Annotated in this window: 9 protein-coding genes and 2 pseudogenes; 7 read left to right on the forward strand and 4 right to left on the reverse strand. The window is 68.4% G+C overall.

All coding sequences use genetic code 11. From position 1 onward, the window contains the following. Positions 1-52 precede the first annotated feature (52 nt). Together CFP71_RS12845 and CFP71_RS12850 are read right to left on the reverse strand one after the other, a co-directional pair. Entirely contained in the window at positions 53-1132 is a 1080-nt protein-coding gene (locus CFP71_RS12845) for a glycoside hydrolase family 5 protein (protein WP_093934081.1), read from the reverse strand. Positions 1133-1421: 289 nt separating this feature from the next. Continuing rightward, positions 1422-2009: a CGNR zinc finger domain-containing protein gene (locus CFP71_RS12850; RefSeq protein WP_093934082.1), complete on the reverse strand. Its 588-nt coding sequence runs from the start codon at positions 2007-2009 to the stop codon at positions 1422-1424. A gap of 538 nt (positions 2010-2547) precedes the next feature. Between CFP71_RS12850 and CFP71_RS12855 the strand changes: the two genes are divergently transcribed. Together CFP71_RS12855 and CFP71_RS12860 are read left to right on the forward strand one after the other, a co-directional pair. Further along, positions 2548-3120: a TetR/AcrR family transcriptional regulator gene (locus tag CFP71_RS12855; protein WP_244199649.1), complete on the forward strand. Its 573-nt coding sequence runs from the start codon at positions 2548-2550 to the stop codon at positions 3118-3120. Continuing rightward, positions 3117-4577: an MFS transporter gene (locus CFP71_RS12860; protein WP_143267072.1), complete on the forward strand. Its 1461-nt coding sequence runs from the start codon at positions 3117-3119 to the stop codon at positions 4575-4577. The genes CFP71_RS12855 and CFP71_RS12860 overlap by 4 nt, the downstream gene beginning before the upstream one ends. Positions 4578-4611: 34 nt before the next feature. Here the strand turns inward: CFP71_RS12860 and CFP71_RS44900 are convergent. Then, a pseudogene (locus CFP71_RS44900) lies at positions 4612-5301 on the reverse strand (LLM class flavin-dependent oxidoreductase); the annotation flags it as partial. Positions 5302-5482: 181 nt separating this feature from the next. Here CFP71_RS44900 and CFP71_RS12870 point away from each other — a divergent pair. Continuing rightward, positions 5483-6748, forward strand: a complete 1266-nt coding sequence (locus CFP71_RS12870; RefSeq protein WP_208635942.1) for a family 1 glycosylhydrolase — start codon at positions 5483-5485, stop codon at positions 6746-6748. Here the strand turns inward: CFP71_RS12870 and abc-f are convergent. Next, entirely contained in the window at positions 6732-8354 is a 1623-nt protein-coding gene (gene abc-f, locus CFP71_RS12875; RefSeq protein WP_093934086.1) for a ribosomal protection-like ABC-F family protein, read from the reverse strand. The two genes, CFP71_RS12870 and abc-f, sit on opposite strands and share 17 nt — an antisense overlap. A 281-nt stretch (positions 8355-8635) precedes the next feature. Here abc-f and CFP71_RS12880 point away from each other — a divergent pair, with 281 nt between their 5' ends. The 4 genes and pseudogenes from CFP71_RS12880 to CFP71_RS12895 form a co-directional block, all read left to right on the forward strand. Further along, on the forward strand, positions 8636-9232 hold the full coding sequence (locus CFP71_RS12880; protein ID WP_244199650.1) for an Rv1733c family protein: 597 nt from the start codon (positions 8636-8638) through the stop codon (positions 9230-9232). A gap of 42 nt (positions 9233-9274) precedes the next feature. Further along, positions 9275-10102 (forward strand): M55 family metallopeptidase, encoded by an 828-nt coding sequence (locus tag CFP71_RS12885; protein ID WP_093934088.1) that lies wholly within the window; start codon positions 9275-9277, stop codon positions 10100-10102. Further along, complete coding sequence (locus tag CFP71_RS12890; RefSeq protein ID WP_093934089.1) at positions 10095-11390, forward strand: M20/M25/M40 family metallo-hydrolase; 1296 nt, start codon at positions 10095-10097, stop codon at positions 11388-11390. The genes CFP71_RS12885 and CFP71_RS12890 overlap by 8 nt, the downstream gene beginning before the upstream one ends. Positions 11391-11423: 33 nt before the next feature. After that, positions 11424-11594 (forward strand): annotated as a pseudogene (locus tag CFP71_RS12895) (histidine--tRNA ligase); the annotation flags it as partial. Positions 11595-11717: the final 123 nt, after the last annotated feature.

Consider the following 11717-nt stretch of genomic DNA (forward strand, 5'->3'; position numbering starts at 1 on the left):
TGAGACGATTTTCGTCCTAAGGGGACCCTTCATGACGTGCGCGCTGCCGGGATCAGGAGGTCGGGAAGTTGTCCGCGGTGCGGATGCGGTCCCGGATCCAGACACCGGCGGGCTTCAGCGGAGCCGTGCCGGTGAACGAGCTGCCCGCGCAGGTGCCCGGCTTGAACACCGCGCCCGAACGGTTGTCGTCGGAGAAGTTCCAGTTCGTCCAGCTGATCTTCTTCGACGCCAGGAAGTCCAGGTACTTCTGGGAGTTGGTGAAGTCGTTCCCGCCGTCACCGCTGGCGGTCTGGGTGCCGAATTCGGTCACGAACAGCGGGATCTTGTTCGCGGCCCTGGTCAGCGCGTTGAAGTACTCGGTTTTGTGCGACGCCGCGTAGAAGTGGAACGTGTACATGAAGTTGGTGGCGCGCACCGGGTTGTTGATGACGTCGGTCTCGTCACGGCCGTCGGAGATGCCGAGTGAGCCCCAGCCGTGCGTGCCCACGAGCACGACGCCGTCGGCGTCCTGGGCGCGGATGACCGGGATCATCTGCTCCGCGTAGCTGCGGACGCGGTCCCAGCTGACGTTGTTGGGCTCATTGGCGATGTCGTAGATGATGTTGGTCTTGTCCTTGTGCCGCTGGGCGACCTCGGTGAAGAACGTCTTGGCGCGGCTGAGGTTCGCGTTCGGGTCGCCCGGGGTCAGCTGATGCCAGTCGACCAGGGCGTACATCCCGCGTTTGGTGGCTTCCTCGATGTACCCGTGCACCATGTCGGTGAACTTGCGCGGGTTGGTCTCGTAGCCCCCTTCCTGGATGTACATGGAGATCCGGAGGACGTCGGCCTTCCAGTCGTTGGCCAGCGCGTCGAGTGAAGCGGCCTTCACGCATTGGCTGTACCACTGGATCCCGTGGGTGCTCATGCCCCGGAGCTGGATCGGTTTGCCTGCGGAGTTGCAAAGCTGGAGGCCGCAGACCTTCAGCTGCCCGTTGACCGCGGCCGGACTGCCCGGCGGCAGCGCGGCGGCGGCCTGCGTTGCGGGTTCTGCCGCGGTCTCGGCGGCCGTCGAGGTGCTCGCGGCGGCGACCGGGGCCAGCAGTCCGGCGGCCAGTGCGGCCGTCACCCGGAGACGGATCTTGTCCCAACGCATTCGGCTTCTCCTCTCGCGTCGGCGGCACCGGCGTTGGTGGCCGACGGTCAGGGCGGCGGGATTAAATAGGAAACTTTCCTTACTATTGGAAAGTAAAGGAGAGATTACCCACGGGATCGACGGACGGTCAAGAGTTGACCACCGACCGTTTCGACGACCTCTGACTGGCGGGACCCTCGCCCGTGCCGCGTCGTCCTGGTCGCGCAGCTTGGGTAGGCGTGCGGCGGCCACGGCGCGATCCCGCGCGACGAGCCGGCGGTGCTGCCGAGCTACGACCGTTCCGCGACGCTCACGAACCTGACCGACGGGCCCGGTAGGCGGCGGCTTTCACGCGGTTTTGGCAGGCCAGCCCGCAGAACCGCTTGATCTGCGCCTGACTGGCGTCGATGTACACCTGATCACAGCGCGGCGCCGCGCACAGCCCGACGCGATGCGGAATGTGGTCACCGAGCGCCGCGGCCACCGACACCGCCAGCCCGGACGCCCACTGCTGCACGAAATCGGCGTCGGGACTGTGGAAATGCAAGTGCCACGACTGTTCGCCGTGACGATGCAGATACGGGCGGGCCCTGCTGTCGGCGAGCATCCGATTGAGCAGTCCGGCCGCCTGGTCGTGTTCGCGCCGCGAAAGCGACTCGATGATCTCCCGCAGCCGCGACGCGACGGTTCGAAGTCGTTCCGCCACCAAGAGATCCACCTGACCGTCCACGGGTCCGAGCGCTTCGGCGGCCGCACTGATCAGGTCGTGGCCGCCGAGCTCCGGTTTCGGCCTGCCGTGGACATGCGATCCGGTCAGGGCGTTGACCAGCGCGACCCCGGTTTCCAGGTGCATCGCGTGGTGCCCGTCGGATCTGGTTCCCTCCGGCTCGTCGACCATTTCGCCCCTCTCCCCCGGCGTCACTGGTTCGCAGGACGCCTTCGGTGACGCTACCAAAGGGCCGCGACGCCGCAAGGGTGGTGAAGTCGTTCGGAGCAGCCGAATCCGGCCAAGGATGCAACGTTTGTCCACAGTAGACAGGGAGCGCTGGTACTGCGGGCGCGCTCAGGTCAGGGTGGTCGCGAGTGGCGATTCGGGCTAGGGCCAACCGTGCCTCAGGAACCTCTGGTCGGGCGGTTTCGCGTGACCGGTGGGACGGCACGCGTGACTGAGCGGACGGCATACGTGATCAGACGGACGACACTCGATGGACTCGGCCGTCGCCGAGTGCCGTCCGCCTGGACACACGTGTCGTCCGTCTGATCACGCGTGTCATCCACTCGGTCACGCGAAAGTTCCGAGCACGACCACCCCGACCGACCCGGTGCCGACAGTCGCCCACCCTGAGGCACCTAACGGACCAGACCAGGAGTCGCCGCAGCCCGAGGTAGATCCACATCACCTTTATTTAGTAGTTAGTAACCAGTAACTTAACCCTATGGCCGGACGGATGAGCGGGACCGAACGACGAGCGCAGGTGCTGGCGATCGCGGCGAAGGAGTTCGCCGACCACGGGCTGCACGGAGCCTCGACGGAGGCGATCGCACGGGAAGCGGGGATCACGCAGGCTTACATCTTCAGGATGTTCGGGACGAAGAAGGCCCTGTTCCTCGAACTCGTCGAGTCGGCGTTCGAAGCCGTCAGCTCGGGGATGCGAGAGGCAGGCGAAGGCAAGGGCGGCCTCGACGCGCTCTCGGCGATGGGCGCCCGGTACTTCGACCAGCTCGCCGACCGGACCGGATTGTTGTTGCAGCTTCAGGGCTTCGCCGCGTGTGGCGACCCGGAGGTGCGGGACGCGGTCCGGGCGTGTTTCGCGCGGATGTGGGACACGACCGAGGACGGCACCGGGCTCGAACCGGTGTCCGTGAAGGCGTTCCTCGCCTTCGGGATGCTGCTGAACGCCGGCGCCGCGATGGACGTCGAGCAGGTCGACGCGGAGTGGGCGGACGGCGTCCGCACCAGGATCCAGTCCGGGCTGTTCGCGCACATCACGAGCGAGACGAACCGATGAGCGACCGGGATGGGCGGTTGAGCGTCGCGCTGGTGTGCACGGCGCTGTCGGCCGCGGTGATCGGCAGTGTCGGAGCGCCGCTCATCACCCCGGTCGCCACGGGGATGCACGTGTCCCTCGATGCCGCGCAATGGACCCTGACCATCACCTTGTTCGCCGGTGCGATCGCGGGCCCGGTTCTCGGGCGGCTCGGCAGCGGCCCGTATCGGCGCACCACGATCCTGGCCGCGCTCACGCTGGTCGCGGTGGGCGGATTGCTGACGGTGCTCCCGCTCCCGTTCGTGGCCTTGTTGATCGGCCGCGGTCTGCAAGGGCTCGGGGTGGCCGTCGGGGCGCTGTTGATGAGCGTCGCCCGCGCGCACCTGCCGCCGGAGCGGTCGGCGTCGACCATCGCCCTGTTGTCCGTCGCCACGACGGTCGGGATCGGGGTCGGCTATCCGGTGATCAGCCTTCTCGACCAGCTCGCGGGACTACGCGCCGCCTACGGGCTCGGATTCGTGCTGTCCGTCGCCGGACTGGCGATCGCGTGGCGTTCCCTGCCCGCCGAGGTGTCGGGAGAACGTCCTCGGATCGACGTCCTCGGCGCGATTCTCCTGGCCATCGGCTCACTCGGTCTGCTGCTGGTCATCGCCCAGCCGTCGATCTGGAAGACCGCTTGGCTCGCCGTCGCCATCCTCACCGGCTCTCTCGCGATCCTCGCCGTCTGGGCGATCGTCGAACTACGCGCGAAGACACCTTTGGTGGATCTGCGGCTGCTGCGCCAAGGTCCCCTCTTGCGCGCGAACGTGGCGATCCTCATCGCCGGTTTGGGGCTGTACCTGCTGTTCAGCCTGTTCACCCGCTATGTGCAGACCCCGGGCGGCGCTCCGTACGGGTTCGCGCTCCCGGGGGTCGCCGCCGGCGCGGCGCTGATCCCGTTCTCGCTGCTCGGGTTCGTCGCGGGAAAGTCGGTGCCCCGTCTCGTCGCCCGCATCACCGAGCGGTGGACCTACGCGCTGTCGGCCGCGATCGCGATGGCCGGCGCACTGCTGTTCGTCCTCGCGGACCACTCGCTTCTGGCCGTACTCGCGGCGATCGCGCTGCTCGGCTTCGCCGTCGGAGGCATCTTCGCCTTGATGCCCAAGCTCATTCTCGTCGGAGTGCCTCAGGAAGAGACCGCCAGCGTGCTCTCGATCAACCAGATCATCCGCAGTATCGGATTCAGCCTCGGCAGCGCGCTCGCCGGTTCCCTGCTCGCCGCAGCGACCCCGGGTGGCAGCCTGCTCCCCAGCCACAGCGGCTACGTCACCGCCGCGCTTTGGGCTTTGCCCGCACTCGTGGCCAGCACTCTGATCATCACCACCGCGGCGGGCCCGCGTCCACGATCTTCTGCGAAAGCTCAAGCGGATCGAGATGCATCAGCGACTCCATCCACCACGTCATCCCGGCCTGGCCCAGCGCGGGCAGATCGACCTTGATCGGCTCTTCCCACGCCGGACTCGCGTTCCCGGCGACCGCGACGTCGAAGGGGCGGCCGGGTTCCAGCCCGGCGAGGCCGAGCGCGCGATGGGTCTCGGCGATCTCCTCCGCGGTCGGCGTGTGGTCGTCCGGGTTCGGGAAGATCCCGTCGCACAACGCCGCTCGCCGGACCACGCGGGGGTTGTCGGTCGAGCTGGCCACCCAGATCGGGATCCGGAACGGCTCGGGCGGCGCCTCGGCGAGGGCGACCTGGTAGTGCGCTCCGTCGTGGTCGAACCGCTTGCCGGACCAGATCGCGCGGATGACGTCGAGGCCTTCGTCGAACATCGCCGACCGGGTCAGCAGGTCGGTCTGCTCACCGAACCGGCTGAAGTCACCGGATTCGTCCGAACCGAGCCCGGTGCCGAGGATCAGCCGCCCGCCGGAGAGCCGGCTGACCGTCGACGCGTGCCGGGCGACCACCCACGGGCGGCGCCGGGCGGGCGGCGTGATCATCGGCCCGAACAGCAGCTTGCCGGTGGCGTGCGCGATCGCGCCGAGGGTCGTCCACGGATCCGCGATGGGCATCGTGTCCGCGACCACGTGGTCCCACAGGAAAAAGCCGTCCCAGCCCGCCCTCTCCGCACGCACGGCGAGGTCGACGAGCACCCCGGGCTCACCGAACGGGCCGAAAGGCGGCAGATAGACGGCGTGACGGACCGTGCTGCCGGTCAAGGCGATCATCTCCCCAACGTCATCGTCGAAGTCCCCGGACGGCCGCTTGTTTACGCCGTTCACTCACGTTAGCGTCCGGAAGATGGCGGACACCGGTGAACGATCGTCGAAGTGGCCGGAGCATCGGGGAAGATTACGCCGGGGAGCCGGTTTGCTTCTCGCCGTCTCACTATGCGCGACACTTTCGGCCGTGAACGCGTCCGCATCGCAGGACGGCGACTGGTCCCGGGACTTCTACTGGGGTGTGGCGTCGTCGGGTTACCAGTCCGAAGGCAGCGCCCCGGACAGCAATTGGAAGCGGTTCGTGGACCGCTCCGCCGGGCAGGACGGCGTCGACGAGTACCGGGATTCCGTCGACTTCCGGCACCGCTACGCCGACGACATCCGGCTCGCGGCCGGGCTCGGCGTCAACACCTACCGCTTCGGTGTCGAATGGGCTCGCGTCGAACCGTCGCCCGGCCGGTGGGACGAAACCGAACTGGCCTTCTACGACGACGTGCTCCGGCAGGTCCGGGCCGCCGGCATGACCCCGATGATCACGCTCAACCACTGGGTCTACCCGGGCTGGGCACTCGATCAGGGCGGCTGGGCCGAGGCACGGACCGCCGACGCTTGGCTCGGGTTCAGCCGGAAGATCGTCCAGCGCTACGCGGGGCAGGACGTCCTCTGGGTGACGTTCAACGAACCGCTCATCTTCCTCAAGAACGAACAGAAGGTCGGCGCGCTGAGCGCGACGCGGTACCTCGCGGCGCAGTCCAACGTCGTCCAGGCGCACCGGCGGGCCTACGACCTGATCCACGAACTCGATCCGACGTCGAAGGTCACCAGCAACCAGGCCTACATCACCGGGGTGAACGGGATGGCCGACTGGTTCTTCCTCGACCAGGTGAAGGACAAGCTCGACTTCATCGGGATCGACTACTACTACGGCCTCAGCATCGACAACTGGACGGTGTTCGCCGCCGCCTCCGACAAGTTCTGGGACGTCAAGCTCCAACCCGAGGGCATCTACTACGCCCTGCGCAGCTACCACAACCGGTTCCCGCGCCTGCCGCTCTACATCGTCGAAAACGGCATGGCGACCGACAACGGCAAAGCGCGCGACGCGGACTACTCCCGCGGCGATCACGTGCGCGACACCGTGTACTGGCTCCAGCGGGCGAAGGCCGACGGGATGAACCTCATCGGCTACAACTACTGGAGCCTCACCGACAACTACGAATGGGGCAGCTATCGCGCCCGGTTCGGACTGTACACAGTGGACGCTCTGACCGACCCCGCGCTGACCCGGCGCCCCACGGACGCCGTACCCGCCTACCGCGATCTGGTGGCGGCGGGTGGCGTGCCGCAGGGCTACCGGCTCAAACGCGGACCCGGGACTTGCTCTCTCGTCGACGGGCTGGGCAGCTGCCTCAACCCGGCCAGGGTGGACGGACCTCTCACGCCGCTGAAGTGACCAGTTCGAGCCGCCTCCCTTCGAAGGTCCGCCGCAGCCGCCGATCGTGGGTGACGACCACCAGCGCCCCGGAGTACCCGGCGAGCGCCTGCTCCATCTCCTCCACCAGATTCGGGGCGAGGTGGTTGGTCGGCTCGTCGAGCAGCAGCAGGTCGGTCCTGGCCGTCACCAGCCTGGCCAGTTCCAGCCTGCGTCGCTGTCCGACGGACAGCTCCCGGACCGGCTTCCGCAGATCCGCCGCGCGGAACAGGCCCAGCGACAGCAACCGCTCGGCCGCCTCCTCTTCTTCGCCGTCACCGGCGAAGGCCGCGAGGACGGTCCGGGCATCGGCGGCGAGCCCGCCGTTCTGGCGCAGGAACCCGATCCGCCCCGCCCGCTCCGCCGATCCGGTCGACGGCGCCAGTTCACCGGCGAGCACCCGCATCAGGGTCGTCTTACCGGCCCCGTTGGGACCGGTCACGAGAACCCGCTCACCGGGCAGCACGCTGAGCGACGTCCGCGGAAGGCGTCCGTCCACCGACACGTCGTCGACCTTGACCACATACCGATCGATCTCCGTCTCCCCCGCTTCGATCCGCCCGGCGAACCGGAGCGGCCGCGGCGGGGGCGGAACCGGGTCCACTTCGAGGCGGTGGATCCGCTCGCGAGCCGACCGGATCCGGCCCATCGCCCCGTGCGCCCGGGAGCGGGCCCGGAACGCGCCCGCCCCGCTGAAGGCCGCCGGGGCCTTGCGCGGGATCGCCGAGAACCGGTCGATGTTGACGTCGGCCATTCTTTCGTAGCGGGCCTTCTCCAGCCGCCACTCCTCGTACTCGCGGACCCACCTCGCCCGCGCGGCCTCCTTCGCCGCGAGGTAACCCGCGTAGCCGTTGCCGTGCCGGTGCACCGTCCGGCGGTCGGCGTCGACCTCGAGGATCGTGGTGGTGACCCGGCTGAGGAACGTCCGGTCGTGGGTGATCGCGACGAGCCTGCCGCGATGCCCGCGGAGGTGGTTTTCCAGCCAGGCGACGGCTTCGTCGTCGAGATCGTTGGTCGGCTCGTCCAGCAACAGCAGTTCGGGTGACGCGGCCAAGGTGGCCGCGAGTGCCAGCCGGGATCGCTGCCCACCGGACAGGCTGCCCAGCACGCGGCCGCGATCGAGGCCCGGCTGACCGAGCCCGTGCAGGGCGACTTCCACCCTGGCGTCGGCCTCGTAACCACCGCGAGCTTCGTAAGCGGTCATGAGATCGCCGTAGACGGCGAGGTCCTCGGCGGTTTCGAGCGACGTCTCGGCCGCCCGCAACCGGGATTCCAGGTCCCGGATGTCGGCGAGCGCGAGGTCGATCGCATCCCCGACCGTGGCGGTGTCGGGCAATTCCAGCGTCTGCGGGAGATAGCCGACGCCGCCGGGCGCGGTGACGGTCACCGTGCCGTTGTCGGGCCGGTCGCGGCCGGCGATCAGTCTCAGCAGCGTGGACTTGCCCGAGCCGTTGTCGCCGATCACGCCCGCCTTCTCCCCCGGTCTGGCGGTGAAGGAGACCTGGTCGAGCACGACATGGTCGTCGAAACGTCTGGTGACACCGGAAAGCACGAGTTGTGTTCCGGGATTTCGATGCGGGGTGCGCACAGGGGCGTCCTCCTGATTCTCGCAAGGAAGAAGAACATGCGGAAGGACGCGGCCCGGCGGAGCGAAGGCTCTACGCCAGGGCCGCGTCGAAGGCGAGAATCACAGAGTGAAGAAAATCCCCATGCCGAGAACAGTAGCGGGGGTATGAGGCCGGGCAAAACGAATTAAAGGTTGTGTACGGGTTCACAGAGTGGTCTGTGTCCCCCTACCGCGACAACGGCGCCCCGGTGACCGAGAATCGACACTGGAGGTTTTCGCGGTCTGAGGGAATGGGGTTCCTCGTGCACGGGTCCAGCGGTCCGATCGCCCTGTTCCGGCGACGGCTCTTCCCGGGTCACAACTCGCTGGCCCGCGGCTCGGACCGGTTCGAAGCCCTTCTCCTCAAACTCGTCATCCTCGCCGCTGTCCTCGCCATCCCCGTCGCGGCCGCCGTCGGTTCGGCCAATCACGGCAGGCAGCTGGCCGCGGCCGCCACCGACGCCGCCGGACGGCACGCCACCACCGCGTACCTGCTCAAGGCCGCACCCGTCCGCATCGTCGACAGTGAAAGCGTCGGGACCGACGATTCCGCGACCGAGGCGGTCTGGACCGACACTCGCGGCGCCCGGCACACCGGCGGCGTCTTCGCGACACCGGGCAGTCCCGCCGGATCGCCCGTGCCGATCTGGATCGACGCCCGCGGTGACCAGACCGCCGCCCCTCGGACGGCGTCGACGGCCGTGTTCGATTCCGTGCTCGTCGGCCTCTGGCTCTGGTTCGCGGTGGTCGCCGCGCTCGTCCTGCTCCACCGGGCCGTCCGGCTGGTCCTGGACCGGCAACGGTCCGCCGCCTGGGAACGTGCCTGGGCGGTCTACCGGCGGTCCGGTTCCTGGCCCTGATCCCGGGGGCGAGGACAAAGCGCCTCGGCTAGGGTGCCCGGCATGCGCATCATGATCTCGGCGGACATGGAGGGCGCCACCGGCGTCACCTGGACCGAGGACGTCATCCCCGGCACCGAACAGTGGCAGCGATTCCGGCGCCTGTTCACCGGCGACGTCAACGCCACCATCGCGGGCCTGTTCAACGCGGGCGCCACCGACGTGCTCGTCAACGAGGCGCATTCGTCCCAGCGGAACCTTTTGCTCGAAGACCTCGACGGCCGCGCGCGGATGCTCACCGGCAGGCACAAGCCGCTCTCGATGATGCAGGGCATCGACACCGGCGTGGAGGGAGTCGTCTTCCTCGGCTACCACGCCGGAGCCGGCTTCGACGGCGTCCTTTCCCATACCTACCTGGAGAATCAGATCACCGGGGTGTGGCTCGACGACGTCCCCGCCAGCGAGGGCAGGCTCAACGCCGCGATGGCCGCCGAGTACGGCGTCCCGGTGCTGATCGTCTCCGGCGACGACAAGGCCTGCGACGACGCCCAGGACTACGCGCCGGAGGCCGAACTGGTCACGGTCAAGGAGTGCGTCAGCCGCTACGCCGCGATCTGCCTTCCGCCCGCCAGGACCGCCGAGCTGCTGTCCTCGGCCGCGGCGGAGGCGATGAACCGCGCGGGCCGGGTCGAGCGGTACACCACTCCCCACCGGATCGAGGTCGAGTTCGACGCGAGCCACCTCGCGCAGGCGGCGGCGGTGATCCCGACGGTGGAACAGATCGGCGTGCGCCGCGTCGGGTTCGACGCGCCGGACATGACCGAAGCGATGAAGGCGTTCAAGATCGTCACGGCGATCGCGGCCGGGGCGGTGCAAGGTATCTATGGCTGAACTCGATGTGGTCGAGGTCTGTTCGCGGTTGATCCGGTTCGACACCACGAACCGGGGCAACGGGGACTCCGAGGGTGAGCGCGAGGCCGCCGAGTACGTCGCTTCGCTGCTGTCCGGGCTCGGGATCGACTCGAAGATCATCGAGTCCGAGCCCCGGCGCGCGAACGTGATCGCCCGGGTGCCCGGCACCGATCCGAGCCTGCCCGCGCTGCTCGTCCAGGGGCATCTCGACGTCGTCCCGGCCGACGCCGCCGACTGGTCGGTGGACCCGTTCTCGGGCGAAGTGCGCGACGGGTTCCTCTGGGGCCGCGGCGCGGTCGACATGAAGGACTTCATCGCGATGGTGCTCGCCGCCCTCGCGACCGGTTTCCGGCCGCGGCGGGACCTCGTCCTGGCTTTCGTGGCCGACGAAGAGGACAAGGGCGATTACGGCGCGCACTGGCTTGCCGCGGCGCACCGGGACCTGTTCGACGGCTGCGCGGCCGCGATCAGCGAGTCGGGTGCCTACACCTACCACGTCCCCGCCGCCGACGGCCGGACCGTGCGGCTGTATCCGGTGGCTACGGCCGAACGCGGCACCGCGCATCTGCGCCTGACCGCGAAGGGGCGCGCCGGGCACGGATCGCGCCCCAACGACGAGAACGCGGTCACTCGGCTGATCACCGCGCTCGGCAGGATCGCCGCGCATCGCTGGCCGGTCCAGCTGACCCCGACGGTCCAGGCCTTCCTCGAACGCACCGGTGAGGCGCTGGGCGTCCCGGTCGATCTGTCCGATGTGGACGGAACGATCGCGCGGCTCGGCCCCGCCGGCGCGCTGGTGGTGCCGACCGTCCGCAACAGCACGACGCCGACCATGCTCGACGCCGGGTACAAGGTGAACGTGATCCCCAGCTCGGCCGAGGCCCAGGTGGACGTTCGTGTCCTGCCCGATGCCGAGCCGGAACTGTTCGCCGAACTCGACGCGCTGCTCGGCGAAGGCGTCACCCGCGAGTTCGTCGCGCATCAGCCGCCGGTCCAGGCACCGGTCGATTCGCCGTGGTTCGACGCGATGGCGGACGCGCTGCGCTCGCAAGACCCCGAAGCCGTCGTAGTCCCCTACTGCATGGGCGGCGGCACGGACGCGAAGGCGTTCAGCCCGCTCGGGATCGACTGCTACGGCTTCGCGCCACTGTGGCTCCCGGAAGGCTTCCCCTACCGCGCGATGGCGCACGGGGTGGACGAGCGCGTCCCGGTCGAGGGGCTGCGGTTCGGCACCCGGGTGCTGCGGCACTTCCTGGAGAACTGCTGACCACTCAAACCCACCAACGCACGAGGAACGTTCATGGCGAGGGTCGAGCCACCGTCAGGAACCCGTGATTTCGTCGGCGACGAGGATCGTCGCCGCAAAGCCGCGTTCGACACTGCGGGAACGATCTTCGAGCATCACCGTTTCGAGCCGCTGACGACTCCGGCGTTCGAGCGTCTGGAGGTCTTCGCCGGGAAACTCAGCGAGAGTGTCCATAAAGGACCGCCCTTGTCGCACAAATGTCCACTTGATGCCTATACGTTCGGTTCTGCATGGGGGTCGTGAGTGGTAAAGAGGGTTAGAACCCTCTGTCATGTTTCAGGACTTCGT

It is taken from the genome of Amycolatopsis thailandensis (assembly GCF_002234405.1).
Taxonomy (GTDB): Bacteria; Actinomycetota; Actinomycetes; order Mycobacteriales; family Pseudonocardiaceae; genus Amycolatopsis; species Amycolatopsis thailandensis.

Bases quoted from the DNA above. Each gene is read 5' to 3' on its own strand.
- CFP71_RS12845 (WP_093934081.1), bottom strand. From the start codon at position 1,132: ATGCGTTGGGACAAGATCCGTCTCCGGGTGACGGCCGCACTGGCCGCC.
- CFP71_RS12850 (WP_093934082.1), bottom strand. From the start codon at position 2,009: ATGGTCGACGAGCCGGAGGGAACCAGATCCGACGGGCACCACGCGATG.
- CFP71_RS12855 (WP_244199649.1), top strand. From the start codon at position 2,548: ATGGCCGGACGGATGAGCGGGACCGAACGACGAGCGCAGGTGCTGGCG.
- CFP71_RS12860 (WP_143267072.1), top strand. From the start codon at position 3,117: ATGAGCGACCGGGATGGGCGGTTGAGCGTCGCGCTGGTGTGCACGGCG.
- CFP71_RS12885 (WP_093934088.1), top strand. From the start codon at position 9,275: ATGCGCATCATGATCTCGGCGGACATGGAGGGCGCCACCGGCGTCACC.
- CFP71_RS12890 (WP_093934089.1), top strand. From the start codon at position 10,095: ATGGCTGAACTCGATGTGGTCGAGGTCTGTTCGCGGTTGATCCGGTTC.